Source organism: Spirillospora sp. NPDC000708, assembly GCF_040299565.1.
In the GTDB taxonomy this organism is placed as follows: domain Bacteria; phylum Actinomycetota; class Actinomycetes; order Streptosporangiales; family Streptosporangiaceae; genus Spirillospora.
Genome location: NZ_JBEPCJ010000002.1, coordinates 149,487 through 164,058 on the forward strand (window position 1 = coordinate 149,487; position 14,572 = coordinate 164,058).

The window sequence follows — 14,572 nt, forward strand, 5'->3', positions numbered from 1 at the left end:
TTGGCTTGTGAAGAAGTTGTTTGGTGATGCTTGCGCTCCACAAGTCTGCCACTTACTGTAATCACCCATCAACCCAGAGCAATGATTCGGGGGTATGGGTGAGTCTTCGCCAAACCAGAACGATCCGCCCGGCACCGGCAACGAGACCGGACGCAGAACAGGGCGCAACGCCGCGCGTCGAGCCGGAGGCGCTGGATCTGGTGGTGGCCGGTGCGCACGGCGGCGCCGGCACCAGCACTCTCGCTGCGCTGCTGCCCACGGCGTGGGACATGGGCTCGATCGAGTCGCTGCTGGAGCTGGACTGCGCACCGCTGGACGCCAAGGGCCGACCGATCGTACTCGCGGCACGCAACACCGCGGCAGCGGCCACGCGGGCAACTGCGGCGATCGGGGTCCTGCGCGAGTGGGACGAGCGGGTGGCGGCGCTGGCGATCGTCAGCGACGGCGGCCCGGAATCGCGCGACGCCACCGCCCGATTCGCGCTACTGGAGGCGCGCGTCGGCGGCATCGTCCGGGTCCCGCACGTCCGCCAGCTACGCCTGGTCGAAGACCCGACCGAGGTCGTCCTGCCCGGCAAGGCGCGGCACGCCATCGACCAGCTCCGCCGCCTGATCGGCGAAGACGGTGACCGCGCCGCAGCGCGTCGCGGGGAGGTGGGATGTCGCTGACTCTCTTCGTTCTCCGCGCGGCGCAGGTCGGTCGGCTGCTGGAGGAGCCGTGGCGACGCCGGCCGCAGAGCGGTCTGGGGGTGCCGGTGCCCGATCCGCCGCCGGCGCCGCCGCCGGGGCTGGACGCCAAGATGAACACGCTGCTGTCGTGGGGCAAGTGGGGCGTGCTGATCTGCGGCGTCGCCGGGCTGTTCATCTGCGCGGGGCAGATGGCCATCGGCCGCAAGAACCGATCCACCTTCGCCGCCGACGGCGCCACCGGCATCCCCTGGGTACTGGGCGGCCTCAGCCTGGCCGCCACCGCCGCCCCCATCGTCGGGGTGTTCTTCAAATGACCCGACTCTCTCGCATCACCCGGCCGCGCAAGGCGCACACAGCCGGCTCATCGGCCCGGCGCACCGGCGGGCTGCTCCTCACCGCGATCGTTGGCGGCGGCCTCGTGGGCCTCGCCACGCATCTGACGCTCCCCGCTCCCGATCCGACCCCGCACATCACGCGGGCTTCTACCCCTCCGCCTCTCCTGGACCAGCTGGTGGTGGCCGCTCCACCCGTGTCGTTCGCCGGGATGACCTGGCGCGACTACCACGGCGTCACCCTCCCCTACTCCGCTGCGGACGGCCCGCACAGCACCGGCGGCGATCTGGCGTCCGGGTTCGCGCGGACACCGTCCGGGGCGCTGCTGGCCGCCGTACACGTCGCGGTGCGCGCGAACGCGCAGTGGGGGCCGAGGGTTTTCGAGCCGACCATCACCAAGCAGGTCATCGGCCCGGACGCCCCCACGCTGCTGGCCGCAACGCGGCAGCTCTACGACAAGCGCCGCGGGAAGCTGAAGGACGGAACGGCGCTGGGGCGTGCGTACGTGGTGCTCGAGGGATTCCGCTGGCAGGGCTACTCCCCCGACACCGCCAGCCTCGACCTGGTCTCCGCCGGCCCCGGCGACAGCGACATGACGGTGCGGGCCGTCACCCGAATACAGCTGCAATGGCAGAACGACGACTGGCGCGTCATCGCCCCGCCCGGCGGGACATGGAGCGGGGCGGCAGCCTCGATCCCCTCTGCCGACGGTTACATCCGCTTCCCGAAAGGAGGCGGCGGCTCATGACGATGCTCTTGGTTCCACCGGACCCGTGCTCATCAGTGCTGGACCCGAACTGCGTGCAGACGGTCGGCAACGACGACCATCCGTGGGGTCCGCCGATGCCCGACATCCCCGGCGAGATCGGCAGCAACGCTCTAGAGGATGCGGCCAAGGCGTTCCAGTCCGCGGTCGGGTGGCTGATCTCCCACACCGCGTCCTGGTGGGTGAAGACGCCCTCGCCGAACCTGGAGACCGAGTCAGCGATCGGATACCTGCAGCTGCTGGTACAGCCGCTGACCATCGCAGTCGCGGTGCTGGCGCTGCTGGTCGTCGCGGGGAAGATGGCGCTCACGCGCAAGGCGAACCCGGCGGTCGACGCTGGCCGCGGGCTGGTCGTGCTGGCCGTGGTGACGGTCATCGGGACGGTGCTGCCGAACCTGCTCCTGCAGTGGGGCGACCAGTGGAGCAGCTGGGTGCTGAACGCATCCTCCCAAGGCGGCTTCGCCAAACGGATGGCCGAGATCGTCATCATCCCCACCGGCACACCAGCCGCCCTGGTGCTGGTGCTGTCCCTGGTGGCGCTGTTCATCGGCATCATTCAGGCACTGCTACTGCTGTTCCGCGGTGCCGCACTGGTCATCCTCGCCGGACTGCTGCCGCTGGCCGCCGCCGGAGGCATCACCGCCGCGACAAAGTCGTGGCTGCCCCGTGTCGGGGGCTGGACGCTCGCGCTCATCTTCTACAAGCCGGCGGCCGCAGGTGTGTACGCGACGGCGTTCACCCTGATCGGCAACGGGAAGAGCATCCGGACAGTGCTGATGGGCTTTGTGATGATGCTCATCAGCCTGATCGCCTTCCCGGTGCTGCTGAAGTTCTTCACCTGGACCACCGGCGGCACCGGCTCCAGCACCGGAGGCGGCATCCTCGGCGCACTGATGGGCAGCGCCACCGCCCTCGGCGCCCTGCGCGCCTACAGCGCGGCGAACGGTTCTGCGGGCGGGGGCCGCGGCGCGGCGGGCGAGCACGCCGACTACCTAAGCCAGCAACTGGGAAGTCCGGACCAGGCGCCCACGGGCGGTGACATTCCATCGCAGCCGCCCACCGACCCGGAGCACACTACCGGCGGCCAGCGCGGTACCGGCCCCGATGACATGTTCGTCCCGGACCTGGGCGCTCCGTCCGGCGGCACACAGCCAGGTACGGACCCTTCCGACACCGCGGGACCGGCAACACCTGCTACCGGCGGCAACGGATGGTCGCCACCCGACGGCGGTCATGGCGAGCCCGTCGGCCCTGTGGCAATGCAGACCGCCGAGCGCGAGCGGCACCGCGGCGCGGACACGCTGCGCTGGATGGGCAACCCCACCGGCTCTACCGAGACCGGCGGCCCGTCTGGGGCGGCCGGCGAGGGAGGTGGCGCGGGTGGGGCATGACATCCGCACCTACGGCGGCTGGCGCCGCCGGCACGGGATCGGCCTGCTCGGCATGGACACCACGTCGACCTTCGTCGCGCTGGGCGTAGCGATGCTGCTGGTCCTGATCACCGCCACCGTGCCTCACGTGCTCATCTACCTTCTGCCGCCGACGCTGATCGGCAGTGGGCTGGGACTCATCCGGGTGGGAGGTGTTCCGCTGGTACGGCTGCTGTTGGCGCGGTGCCGGTGGCGTTGGGGCGTGCTGCGTGGCCATAACCGTTACCGCGCTGGCGTCGTCATCGACCACCCGCGCGCCTTCCAGCTTCCGGGAGTGCTCGCGCCGCTGACGTTGCTGAGTGCCGAGGATGGCTACGGCGGCCGGTACGGGATCGTGTGGGATCGGCGCACCGGGCTGCTCACCGCGACGTTGCGGGTGGTGCCGGCCTCGACCTGGCTGGCCGACCGCGCCGACGCCGACACCTGGGTCGCGGCCTGGGGCGGATGGCTCGCCGCGCTGGGTCACATGCCGGCCGTCCGGTGGGTCACCGTCACGGTCGATACCGCGCCGGAGCCCGGCTCGACCCTGGCCGATGCCGTTGACCGAGCCGTCGTGGCGACCGCGCCGGCTCCAGCTCGCGCCATCATGAGCGAACTCGTCAGGACGGCCCCGGCCGCAGCCGCCGACGTCGACACCCGCGTCTCGATCACCTTCGATCCCAGGGCGTCCGCGGCCGGCCCGAAGGACCTGTTCGAGGCGGTCGCGGAACTGGGCCGCATCCTCGACGGGCTGGCCTCCCGGCTGGGTGGCTGTGGTGTCTCCGTTCGCGGACGGGCCAGCGCCGCCGAAATCGCCGGGACGGTGCGGATCGCGTTCGATCCGCACGTCCGCGGCGAGGTCAACCGCCTCCTCACCGGGCCGCGAGCCGATGAGGTGCTGGGCTGGTGTGATGCCGGACCCGTTGCCGCGACCGAGTACACCGACCGCTATGAGCACGATGGTGGTGTCTCGGTGAGCTGGGCGTGGCACGAGCCGCCCCGTCAGAACGTCCGCTCCGACATCCTCGCCCGGCTCGTCGCGCCCGGCCCGTTCCCCAAACGCGTCACGCTCCAGTACCAGGCGCTACCTGCGGCGGCGGCGAGCCGGGTCCTGCAGCAGGAGGTGAACGCGGCGGCGTTCCGCGCGCAGTTCCGGCGCCGCACCGGCCGCGACGAAACCGCCCGCGACAGCTGGGATTCGGCGCGCGCCCGCCAAGCCGCCACCGAGGAGGCGGTGGGCGCCGGGGTGTGCCTGGTGTCGATGTACGCCACCGTCACCGTCACCGAACCCGAGCAGCTCCGCCGCGCCGTCGCGCACGTCGAGGCGTCCGCCGACGCCGCCAAGATCCGGCTGCGGCGGCTGTGGGGCAGCCAAGCCGCCGGGTTCGCCACCACCCTGCCGTGCGGCATCTGCCCGCCCGAAGTCTCTCGCCGCCTCATCCACTGAACATCCGGAAACTGGAGGTCAGGGCACGTGCCCACCGTCGAAACGCAAGCCATGTCCGAACCACTCGGCCCGCCCTGGGGCTGGCGAGGTCCCGACGCCGGACGAGCAGCACATGTCGAACCCGCCCCGGAATTCCAAGCCACCACCAGCCAGGTCTGCGGCCTGTATCCCTTCACCGCCGGATCCGGCACACCCACCGTCGGCACCCCGGTGGGACGGCACCAGCTGTGGGGCGAGGTCGTCTGCCTCGACCCGTTGGCCTGGCTGCGGGCGGGCCTGGTCACCAACCCTGGCATGTTCGTCCTCGGGCAGCCCGGCACCGGCAAATCCACGCTGGTCAAACGCCTGGTCACCGGCGCCGTCGCCACCGGCACCACCCCGATCATCCTCGGCGACACCAAACCCGACTACACCCGCCTGGTCGACTACCTGGGCGGCCAGGTCATCCGCGTCGGACGCGGCGTCGACCGCATCAACCCCCTCGACGCCGGCCCCTTGGACGAAGCCCGTCGCCGTCTCACCGGCGCTGATGCCGAGACGCTGCGGTGGGAAGTCCGCTCCCGTCGTCTGTCGCTGCTGCTGGCCCTGGCCACCCTGGTCCGCGAAGGCCGCATCACCAACGCCGAGGAGGTGGTCCTCGGGCGCGCCATCGACCTGCTCGACGACCGTCTCGACCGCGACCCCACCATCCCCGACGTCCTGCAGATCCTGGAGCAAGGCCCCGACGAGTTGCGGTCGGCGACGCGTACCGACACCTCCGGCTCCTACCGCGCCCAGACCCGCGACCTGGTGTTCACCCTCGACCTACTGATCTCCGGCTCCCTAGCTGGGGTGTTCGACGCGGCCACCACGCGTCCCCTCAACCTGGATGCCCCGGCGATCAGCGTTGACATCTCGCGGGTCCGCGCGGCCGGCGACAAGCTGCTCACGGCCGCGATGTTGTGCACCTGGGCTTATGCGTTCGGCATGGTCGACGCCGCGACCGCTCTGGCCGATCTGCACGCTGCTCCGCGCCGCTCCTACTTGGGCGTCATGGACGAGTTGTGGCGTGCGCTACGCGGCGCACCGGGGCTGGTCGAGCATGCCGACGCCCTCACCCGCCTCAACCGCGCCAAGGGCATGGCCTCGATCATGATCACCCACTCCCTCGCCGACCTGGACGCGCTGGCCACCGAAGAGGACCGCGCCAAGGCCAAGGGCTTCGCCGACCGCTCCGCCATCACCGTCCTGGCCGGCCTCCCACCCCGCGAACTGGCTCGGGTGCATGAGATCACCCCGCTCACCGGCCCCGAGCAGCAGCTGGTCACTTCCTGGTCGGCGCCGGACTCCTGGCAACCCGGCGCCCGCCACCCCGGCCGCGGCAAGTACCTGATCAAGACCGGCGAACGGCTCGGCATCCCCGTCGAGCTTTCCCTCGTCGGGCCCGAGGCCGACCTCTACGACACCGACCAGGCCATCCGGGCCACCGCATGACCCGAGCCCTCGGCCCCCGCGCCTCGATCCTCGACTCCAACGCCAGCGCAGGCTGGCTCGTCCTCTTCGCCTGCTGGACACCCATCGCCGCCCTCTGGCTCGTGTGGATCTCGGCCAAGCTCGCCGCAACCCTCGGGGGCGGAACCGTTGCCCACTTCGGGACGGAGTTCGCTCTCGCACTCGTCCGCCGGCGCTTCCAGACCGCTTGGCCAGGAACTCCAACGCCACTCGTCCTGCTCATCCTGATGCTGCTGCTCACCGCCCTGATCAGCGCCGGCTGGAGGATGTGGCGGCGCATCGCAGAACGTCTTGCGCAGCCCGGCGACGCCGTCGCCGCGCTGGCCGACAACCCCGGCCTCACCGAACTCCAACCGCCCGCGACCGCGAGCAAGGCCGCCGCGCTGCGCCGCTCCCTCACCGCCCCGCCCGAGCAGCTCGACCGCGACGACATCGGGCTGGTCCTCGGTGATGTGCTGTTGCCCGGCGACCGGAGCGGGCCCACCCTGTTCGCCTCGTTCGAGGACACCGTCGTGGCGTTCATGGCGCCCCGCTCGGGTAAGACGACCACCCAGTCCATCCCGCACGTGCTGTCGGCGCCAGGGCCGGTCATCGCCACCAGCAACAAAGCCGACCTGTGGGCCGCCATCTCCACCGTCCGCGCCGACCACACCAAAGGCCGAACCTGGCTGTTCGACCCCCAACGCATCACCTACCAACCCCAGACCTGGTGGTGGAACCCCCTCGCCGGGCTGATAACCGTCGAGGACGCCCACCGCCTAGCTGGGCACTTCGTCCTCACCGTCGACGACGGCCAGAAGAAGGACCTGTGGGGACCCGCCGCACAAGACCTGCTGTGCGCGCTGTTCCTGGCCGCCGCCACCTCCGGCCGCTCCCTGCACCACGTCGCCCAATGGCTGGACGAACCCGCCGTCCCCACCCCCATCAAACTGCTGCAGGAGGCCGGGTTCCAGCTGATGGCCTCCTCGCTGAAAGGCACCCAGAACGGCGCGGTCGAAACCCGCGACGGGATCTACCAGACCGCCCGCACCGCCGCCAAAGCTCTGCGCGACCAGGAAATCCTCGCCTGGGTCACCCCCGCCCGCGACCTGCCCGTCTTCGATCCGCGCACCTTCGCCGGCACCCGCGACACCCTCTACCTGCTCTCCAAATCCCTATCCGCCGCGGCGCCGCTGATCGCCGCGCTCACCGACACCACCATGCGCGCCGCCGAACGCCGCGCCGAACAAGCCGGCGGACGCCTCGACCCACCCCTCATCGTCGCCCTCGACGAAGCCGCCAACATCTGCCGCATCGCCGACCTCCCCCAGCTGTACTCCCACCTCGGATCCCGCGGCATCATCCCCGTCACCATCCTGCAAAGCTACGAACAAGGCGTCACCGTCTGGGGCGAACCCGGCATGGCCGCACTATGGGGAGCCGCCACCCGCAAACTCATCGGCGCCGGCATCGACTCCCCCCGCCTCGTCCGCGACCTGGCCACCCTCATCGGCCAACACGACGTCCCCGTCCGCTCCATCACCTACAACGACGGACGCGCCAGCGAACAAATCTCCCTGCGCCGCCAAGACATCCTCGAAGCCGCCGACATCCGCGCCCTACCCAAAGGCACCGCACTCCTGCTGGCCACCGGCACCAAACCCGCCCTGCTTCGCCTGCGCCCCTGGTATCGCGGCCCCCACGCCGCCGCCATCAACAAGGCGATCACCGCGGCCGACACCGCCATCGCCGAGGCCGCCCGCCGCCACTACGGCCAGGCCGAAGGCGCTCAGCTGCCGGAGTTGGACGTCTGACTCCGCGCCTCGCCACCCACGAATCCGCCGAGACAAACGGTGACCTCGTCATGCCCAACACCAAAAGTTCAGGAGGCTCAATGCCTGTCGAAGACATCGCCGCCAATCCCGGAGGCGACAAACTCAAGCCGCTGTACCCGAGCCTGACCAGCTGGGTGACCACCCACTTCGTCCCCATGTACCGTCGCACCCTCGGCGGCGAATTCCGCTGGTGCGCCCAATGGTGGCACCACGGCGAAGCGATCTCCCGCCTCACCGCCCTCTGGTACGCCTGGGAAGCCATGCGCCTGCAAGGCGCCACCGGCCTAGCCCTGTGGTACCGCGACCACCTCGACCACCAACTCCCCGTCCTCCTTGGCCCCCGCGGGCCCTTCTACCAATGCACCGAAACCGAACACCTCACCCCGCACGAAGCCCGCGTCGCCCCCGTCCCCGTCGGCTGGCTCGGCTCCGAACACGACTCACTCTCTGTGGCCGAAGCGTGATTCCGGGGGCCACACCACTTCTCACGCCACTGACTGGAGATTCGCATGCCCGATCCCGATGACGCCGTCGCCGCAGTGCTCGACGCCTACCAGGACCAGCTCCTGCCCGGCGGCACTCCCAGCCACCGCGCCGACTCCTCACTAGCCGAGTCGCTCGTCCAGTCGTTGCTCGAGCATCTCGCCCGCTATGCCGCCCAGAAGAACCTGGACGTCCACGAGACGCTCGAGGAGCTCCACCAGCGCAGCCTCGACCGCGGCGGAGCCGAAGCCGATCCCGTCCACAACTTCCGGCTCGGCGCCCAGGTGCAGATCCGCCAACAGGAGACCGCCACGGGAGCCGAACCGCGGTATCCGCGCTGGCGCGGCTTCATCATCTCCCTTACCGAAACACCGGGCGGCGACGCTCGTTGCATCGTCCGGGTCCCGGCCGTCGCCAAAGCCGTGCACGTCACCGCGTCCGAACTCGAACCGGCCGACGCGCTCCTGCCCATCGCCACCAGGACAGCCGGAGTCGTTCATCATGCGCGCGATGCCGAACAGGCGATCACCGCCCTCGCCGCCTGGCTCAAACGGAACGCCGACACCCTCCCGGTCACCTATCCGGAAAAGCTGGACGACCTGGGCCGCCTGGCCGAAGCCCTGGCCGGCTGGTCCGGCGGCACGACCCAAGGGATCATCCACCATCTCTTCGCGCGCAACCCTGGCACCGCTCAACAGGCAAAGGCACCAGCCGAAGACGGCCCGGGCCCGGCCGCGGTCGCCCGGCTGGCCGCGATGGGGTTCCCGCAGGGCCCCGAGACCATTCCACCCGACGAACCGCCCGCTGTCGCCAGGCTCCCGGAGCGTTCCCAGCGGCGCCCGCGCCGCCCCTAGACCGCCCCAGCGCTCAACCCGCCAACACACCGACCGATCGATGGAGGTTGCATGACCGACGCCGGCGCCGAAGAGTTCGCCGAGTTCGGAGCCGCCGCTCTCGATTCCTTCCAAGCCCTGTTCGAGCAGACCGAGCACCTCGACCACCGCGCCAACGACCAGGACGCACGCGAGCTGATCAGCGACCTGCTGGTCGACCTGATGCACTACGCCGAACGCCGCGGAATCGAGTTCAACGACATCGCCGCCGAAGCGCAGGCCTACTACGACACCGAACGCGACAACCCCAACGCCTTCGCCATCGGCTCGACCGTCCAGCTCGAAGGACCCGCTGCCGATGAGGCGGTCCTCTTGGGACAGCCGACCCGAGGCAGCGTCGCCGGCGTCTTGATCTCCGAGCAAGGACAGACGGAGTACTACGTGCGCTTCCTCGGACACAACGAGAACCGAGCCGTCCTCGCCGCCGATCTGGAACCCGCACCGCCCTTCCCGGAGACGCCCACGGCGAAGGGAGTCGTCAACGACCCGCTCAAGGCCGAGCAGATCCTGGTGGAGACGGCAACCCGCATCGCCTTGGCCGACGTTGCCGGCAGGCAACCGACACAGGACGACCTGCGCGATCATCTGACCCTGCTGGATGCGCTCACGTCCTGGAACGACATGGACGAACGCAACGTCACTGACCTGCTCCTGAGCAAGGTCGCAGACCACATGGGCGCCACCGAGCCCAACGGCCTCCCCGACGCCCCGGTACGGCAACCCAGCACCGACCTCACGCCAGCGCAGCTCGCGGCGCAAGGCTTCCCGGTTCCGCTGGCCAAGGGCATCACCGACTCACGCGAACCACCAGCGCACCCGTCCAGCCGTCCGCAGAGACGGCCCGGGCTCGCGCGCTGACCCATCGCACCCACACGCCTCGATCGACGAACAACATCACGGAGGATCCGCTGAACCACCAGTTCCAATACCTCACCCGACAGATCAAAGCCGCCGACTCCATCCCCGCCCTCCTCACCTGCGCCTTCATCGGCTTGGACCTGGTCGAACGGGCCATCACCGTCCTGCCCGACATCGACATCGACATCGGCACCGACACCGACACCGACACCGACACCGACACCGATCAGGCTGGTCCCGGCAACGAGACCGCACTCATCGAGGCCACAGACGCATGGTGGGCGCTCTCCGAAGCCCCCACCCTCGCCTGGCCGACCAGCGCAGCCATGAACACAGACGACGTACGGCAGCTCGCCGAGGCGATCGCCGGGTTCGTGCTGGTCCTTGCCGAGGCGATGCTCAACGTCGCGTCCAAGTCATCCGACCCCGGGGACCGCGTGGCCTGCCTGCGGGCCGCGCACCATGTCGGCCGCCTGCACGCGGCTCTCAAGTAGGCGCCCATGACCGACCACGGCTTCAACGCCACGCAACTGGCCCGCGCCACCCAGATCGTCCGCACTTACGAGCAGCGCGCCTTTCCCGGCGGCGGTTCCTTGCTCGACCGCGACCCGCTCTACACCCGAGCCCTGCTCAGCGCCCTGATCAACGACCTGGAGCACTACGCGATCAACCACGACCTCAACTTCGCCGAGGTCATCAGCAGCGGACGCGCAACCAGCCCTCGGCACTCCGCCGACGACACCGGCCCGCACAAGGTAGGCGACGAAGTACGTCTCCCCCTTCACGGCGACCGCTGCGGCACCATCGTCGGCTGGACCAACAGCAGATCCCAAGCCGAGACGACCTTCCTGGTCGAGGTCCCCGGCATTCCCAACATCATCGCCGCGCCGGCCGCCCACCTTGCACAGGCACCGCCCTTCCCTTGAACGGAGACGATCCTGGGCACGATCACCTACGCTGACCAGGCCGAACACGCCTACGTCAGCCTCGCCGCCCGTCTTGCCACCGCCAAGGCATCCGACCGCGCCGCCGTCAGACGCGACTGCGACAAGCTGATCGAGGCCCTCAGCTCCTGGACGGGCGTCCCCGCGCACCAACTGCGGAACGAGCTCGATCCCAAGCCACCACCGTCCGCGCCCAGCGGCCGTTCACGCGACGCCGCAGCCGCAGCCCGCGACTTCCCCTACGACCTCACTCAAGGCATCCCGCCCACGCCAGAACCAGCCCCCAGCCAACCCACCAAGCAGCCCAGGCCCCGCCGAGGCCCCGGCCAAGCCGCCTGACAACAGCCAGGAGCTCAAATGCTCACGACCTCTTTCCACCAACACGGCCAAGCCCGGATCCGTCCCGGACCAGCACGCCCGGCACGGCGCCAGCCCCATTCGCTCGGACCAAGGACCCGCAGATGACCCACGAACGCGAGCACGCCCAGGTCCGCCAGACCTGGTTCACCGAACTCCTCAACACCGCCCTCAATGACCTGGCCCACGCCGAACGCGTCATCACCGCCTTCGCCGCCCAACAGCCCGACGGATTCATCGCTTGGGGCATGGCGGAAGGCGAAGCCACTCAAGCCCACCGCGCCCTACGCCAGGCCCCGTCTCTGCAGGCCGCCGCGCCCACCGACCTCGACACCGCCAACGCGACCGCCGCTGCGCTGTTCGACCTCGCCAGCAAGGTCTCCAAGAGCCTGGTGCGCGCCGCCGAACTGGCCAGCGATCCCGACGACAAGATGGCCTGCCTGCAAGCGGCCCTGCACGCCGGCCGGCTCCGCGAAGCCCTCCGGTAGCCGCCCATGGTCACCTTCGGGGAGATGACCGCACTCGCCCGCGAACACCTGACCGACCTCAAGCAAGCCGTCCACGCACCCGACATCACCCACCAAGCCGCCCAACCCGCCGTCCGAGCCGAACTCTCCCAACTCGCCCACGTCCTCGTCCGCTACCACGACCAGATCGCCACCGGATTCGGCGTCCCGCACACCCAAGACCACGGCGTGCGGGACGCCGCGCGTCGCGCCTCCGCCCTGATCAGCCACGCCCAGCAACTGCTGGGCCCCCGCTCCACCACCGAGACACCCGAGTCGGTCCTGGCCGAGAAGATCCGCTGCGTCTCCATCGCCTTGGGCTGCGGCCTCGACCTCCTGGCCTCCCACGCCCCGACCACTCTGACCGAACCCGCCTCGGCCGACGCACCCACCCTCGCCGCAACCGACACTGCCCGCTCACTGCTGCACCAGCTCAGCGACCACATCGCCGCCGTCGCCCACCTGGCCAGACACACCGGGGATCCGTCGAACACCGCCAGTCGGCCACTCCTTACCGCCGCCGTTCTGTCCCGGGTGTTCGGCGAGAACGAACGGCCACCGATCAACCCCGTTCCTCTCCATCGCACGCCCGAACGGATCCCACCCAAGGTCAGCGAAAGCCTGACCGAAGCCCTCGCAGGTATCGACGCGAGCATTCAACGCTTGCACAATCCGACCGCTCCCGGCTCGATCGCCAGCTGGCGCTATCTAGCCCGCGCAGCAGCCATCACCTGCGACCTCAACAGCAAAATTATCCTCAACCTCACCCGGCGAATGGAGGAACTCAACGAGGACCGCCACATCTCAAACCTCAAAGAAGTCACTAGATCCATCAGAAGAACCAGCGGACGATGGAAAGCGATCAGCCGCCGCTGGGATACCTACGACAGTTTCGGCCACCCCGCCGCCGGGCCGGCCACCGACGCCGGCGACCTGATCATCCGCCTCGGCCGACTGATCCATACCGACCCCGCGTGGACGCCCAGCCCCCGCGCCTCCTACCAGGTCAAACCGCCCGACCAGCTCGCCGTCACCACGACGGACGCAGCACGCATCGGCACTATGGCTCTCAAAGCCTTCGAAGCCTGCAACATCATCGCCGCCCACCACCGGACCGCGATCAACGATCTCGCCGTCATCGGTGTCCTCCAGCAGCAACAAGAACACCCGACCTTCAGTCCACGCGTCCCCGCGTCAATCCGAAACCTTCTCGGCCTCTATCAAGCCACCGAAGATCAGGGAATGGAAACCATCACCACGCTCGGACACGCTATCGAGGCCCTCGCCATCCACAACTCCGATCACACCGACGAGGCTCGCCTCATCATCCGCCGTTCTGCCGCCAAATCCGCGACCACCCAAGGCGTGCTCGCGGCCGCCGGATTTCCGAAAGCCATCGGAGAATGCCTTACCGAGTCACGACCGCAAGTTCAACGTGCGTCTCCAGCTGGAAGGGAAGGCGTTACTCGAAGGCCTTCGGTTCCCTGAAGAACCTTCGCGGTGTGCTCTTCACTCTTCTGCACTCCTGCCAGGAGCCGATTCAGGTGCCGATCTGGTAGGTATCCCTGGTCCAGGTGTGCCGATTCCATGGCTGCCCGCAACTCGCGTTGCTGATCGGTGGTGATCACCTGGCGGAGGCCGACGTCGGCAAGGATGTCCCTTGCGACGTAGCCATCCTTGCTGGCCAGGGCCTCCGCCAAGAGGTGGTCGACGGCTCCTGACGACGCTTCCCTCCCCCCGGCAATGGAGATCACGGCCATGCCGAGGCGGGTGCGGAAAACCGCGAGCTCCGGCTCGGGGCCGAGGCGGCGGTAGTGCTCCACCATGGAGTCGACGGCACGAGCGGCCGACCGGCGAGCACTACGAAGGCAGTAGGCGGTAAGAGCGGCGGTCACCGCCTGTTCCCAGGACGCCGGCGCTCTGGTCTCTTGGAGGAGACATAGAGCAGAGGACGGGTCGCCACTCAGGATGCACGTCACGATCTTGATCTGGCGGCCGTCCATGATGCGCTGTCCCACTCCACCGTGGCGCTCCGCGTGGGCGACGGCGCGTTCCCACTGGCCGGCGGCGACGAGCGCACGTGTGCCGTCGGCCAGCAGAACGCCCCACAGCCATTGGCAAACGATCCTGTGCTCGTCGTCGGAATGTGTGAGACCGGAGAAGGAAATCGGGTGGCCGGCCATGACGACGGCCTCTTGGCGCTTGACGGCGCGCCACAGGCGGTTGAGGTCCTCGGCGGCTCCTTGATGCTCACCAGCGCGGATCCGCAGCCGGATGAGGTTGACGAGCGGCTCCAGCGCGTGCCGTGCCGCCGCCCATCCGAGGGGCTTGGCGCGCAGGTACAGCGCCGCCTGTCTCCAACAGAGCTCGCGGGCGAGGTCGGGCACACCGCAGTCGCTGGCGATCAGTGCCGCCTTGTTGTGAGCTGAAGCGGCGAGCGCGAGCGCGTCGTCCGCGGTCTTGCCAGCGGCGGCGTCGGCGAGCTCTTGAACCTCCTGGATCCGGTCCGCGAGCGCTCTGCAGGCCGGTCTCGGCCGGGCGACCAGTGGGAATCGCCGTGCGATCCGCGCGAGGTCGTCCAT

At 69.5% G+C, this 14,572-nt stretch carries 15 protein-coding genes; 14 read left to right on the forward strand and 1 reads right to left on the reverse strand.

The annotated features are described in order from the left end of the window. The first annotated feature begins 23 nt into the window (after positions 1-23). From ABT299_RS02260 to ABT299_RS02325, 14 genes are all read left to right on the forward strand, one after another. A complete protein-coding gene (locus ABT299_RS02260) occupies positions 24-668 on the forward strand; it encodes a hypothetical protein (protein WP_500249492.1) in 645 nt (214 codons plus the stop codon). Continuing rightward, the gene (locus tag ABT299_RS02265; protein ID WP_387028390.1) at positions 659-1,003 is read left to right on the forward strand and encodes a hypothetical protein; all 345 of its coding nucleotides are present in this window, start codon (positions 659-661) and stop codon (positions 1,001-1,003) included. Before ABT299_RS02260 ends, ABT299_RS02265 begins: the two co-directional genes overlap by 10 nt. Continuing rightward, the gene (locus ABT299_RS02270) at positions 1,000-1,770 is read left to right on the forward strand and encodes a DUF8175 domain-containg protein (RefSeq protein WP_500249493.1); all 771 of its coding nucleotides are present in this window, start codon (positions 1,000-1,002) and stop codon (positions 1,768-1,770) included. Before ABT299_RS02265 ends, ABT299_RS02270 begins: the two co-directional genes overlap by 4 nt. Further along, on the forward strand, positions 1,767-3,179 hold the full coding sequence (locus ABT299_RS02275; RefSeq protein WP_500249494.1) for a hypothetical protein: 1,413 nt from the start codon (positions 1,767-1,769) through the stop codon (positions 3,177-3,179). The genes ABT299_RS02270 and ABT299_RS02275 overlap by 4 nt, the downstream gene beginning before the upstream one ends. Beyond that, positions 3,169-4,644 carry an SCO6880 family protein gene (locus tag ABT299_RS02280; RefSeq protein WP_500249495.1) on the forward strand — a complete coding sequence of 492 codons (1,476 nt, stop codon included), beginning with the start codon at positions 3,169-3,171 and terminating at the stop codon, positions 4,642-4,644. The genes ABT299_RS02275 and ABT299_RS02280 overlap by 11 nt, the downstream gene beginning before the upstream one ends. Positions 4,645-4,695: 51 nt before the next feature. After that, complete coding sequence (locus ABT299_RS02285; protein ID WP_500249496.1) at positions 4,696-6,117, forward strand: putative type IV secretion/conjugal transfer ATPase; 1,422 nt, start codon at positions 4,696-4,698, stop codon at positions 6,115-6,117. Continuing rightward, entirely contained in the window at positions 6,114-7,928 is a 1,815-nt protein-coding gene (locus ABT299_RS02290; protein WP_500249497.1) for a type IV secretory system conjugative DNA transfer family protein, read from the forward strand. The genes ABT299_RS02285 and ABT299_RS02290 overlap by 4 nt, the downstream gene beginning before the upstream one ends. A gap of 80 nt (positions 7,929-8,008) precedes the next feature. Next, positions 8,009-8,413 (forward strand): DUF4913 domain-containing protein, encoded by a 405-nt coding sequence (locus ABT299_RS02295; protein WP_500249498.1) that lies wholly within the window; start codon positions 8,009-8,011, stop codon positions 8,411-8,413. Positions 8,414-8,458: 45 nt separating this feature from the next. Continuing rightward, entirely contained in the window at positions 8,459-9,286 is an 828-nt protein-coding gene (locus ABT299_RS02300) for a hypothetical protein (protein WP_500249499.1), read from the forward strand. 51 nt (positions 9,287-9,337) lie between these two features. Further along, positions 9,338-10,183 carry a hypothetical protein gene (locus ABT299_RS02305; RefSeq protein WP_500249500.1) on the forward strand — a complete coding sequence of 282 codons (846 nt, stop codon included), beginning with the start codon at positions 9,338-9,340 and terminating at the stop codon, positions 10,181-10,183. 134 nt (positions 10,184-10,317) lie between these two features. Then, on the forward strand, positions 10,318-10,677 hold the full coding sequence (locus ABT299_RS02310; RefSeq protein WP_500249501.1) for a hypothetical protein: 360 nt from the start codon (positions 10,318-10,320) through the stop codon (positions 10,675-10,677). Between the two features lie 6 nt (positions 10,678-10,683). Further along, positions 10,684-11,109 carry a hypothetical protein gene (locus tag ABT299_RS02315; RefSeq protein ID WP_500249502.1) on the forward strand — a complete coding sequence of 142 codons (426 nt, stop codon included), beginning with the start codon at positions 10,684-10,686 and terminating at the stop codon, positions 11,107-11,109. Positions 11,110-11,588: 479 nt separating this feature from the next. Continuing rightward, positions 11,589-11,972, forward strand: coding sequence for a hypothetical protein (locus tag ABT299_RS02320; RefSeq protein ID WP_500249503.1), 384 nt, complete (start codon positions 11,589-11,591; stop codon positions 11,970-11,972). A gap of 24 nt (positions 11,973-11,996) precedes the next feature. Continuing rightward, positions 11,997-13,478, forward strand: a complete 1,482-nt coding sequence (locus ABT299_RS02325) for a hypothetical protein (protein WP_500249504.1) — start codon at positions 11,997-11,999, stop codon at positions 13,476-13,478. Here the strand turns inward: ABT299_RS02325 and ABT299_RS02330 are convergent. Further along, a complete protein-coding gene (locus ABT299_RS02330) occupies positions 13,421-14,572 on the reverse strand; it encodes a hypothetical protein (RefSeq protein ID WP_500249505.1) in 1,152 nt (383 codons plus the stop codon). The genes ABT299_RS02325 and ABT299_RS02330 overlap by 58 nt on opposite strands.

Excerpts from the sequence above, each read along its gene's own strand:
- ABT299_RS02265 (WP_387028390.1), top strand. The coding sequence starts at position 659 with ATGTCGCTGACTCTCTTCGTTCTCCGCGCGGCGCAGGTCGGTCGGCTG.
- ABT299_RS02270 (WP_500249493.1), top strand. The coding sequence starts at position 1,000 with ATGACCCGACTCTCTCGCATCACCCGGCCGCGCAAGGCGCACACAGCC.
- ABT299_RS02275 (WP_500249494.1), top strand. The coding sequence starts at position 1,767 with ATGACGATGCTCTTGGTTCCACCGGACCCGTGCTCATCAGTGCTGGAC.
- ABT299_RS02285 (WP_500249496.1), top strand. The coding sequence starts at position 4,696 with ATGTCCGAACCACTCGGCCCGCCCTGGGGCTGGCGAGGTCCCGACGCC.
- ABT299_RS02290 (WP_500249497.1), top strand. The coding sequence starts at position 6,114 with ATGACCCGAGCCCTCGGCCCCCGCGCCTCGATCCTCGACTCCAACGCC.
- ABT299_RS02295 (WP_500249498.1), top strand. The coding sequence starts at position 8,009 with ATGCCTGTCGAAGACATCGCCGCCAATCCCGGAGGCGACAAACTCAAG.
- ABT299_RS02300 (WP_500249499.1), top strand. The coding sequence starts at position 8,459 with ATGCCCGATCCCGATGACGCCGTCGCCGCAGTGCTCGACGCCTACCAG.
- ABT299_RS02305 (WP_500249500.1), top strand. The coding sequence starts at position 9,338 with ATGACCGACGCCGGCGCCGAAGAGTTCGCCGAGTTCGGAGCCGCCGCT.
- ABT299_RS02315 (WP_500249502.1), top strand. The coding sequence starts at position 10,684 with ATGACCGACCACGGCTTCAACGCCACGCAACTGGCCCGCGCCACCCAG.
- ABT299_RS02320 (WP_500249503.1), top strand. The coding sequence starts at position 11,589 with ATGACCCACGAACGCGAGCACGCCCAGGTCCGCCAGACCTGGTTCACC.
- ABT299_RS02325 (WP_500249504.1), top strand. The coding sequence starts at position 11,997 with ATGACCGCACTCGCCCGCGAACACCTGACCGACCTCAAGCAAGCCGTC.
- ABT299_RS02330 (WP_500249505.1), bottom strand. The coding sequence starts at position 14,572 with ATGGACGACCTCGCGCGGATCGCACGGCGATTCCCACTGGTCGCCCGG.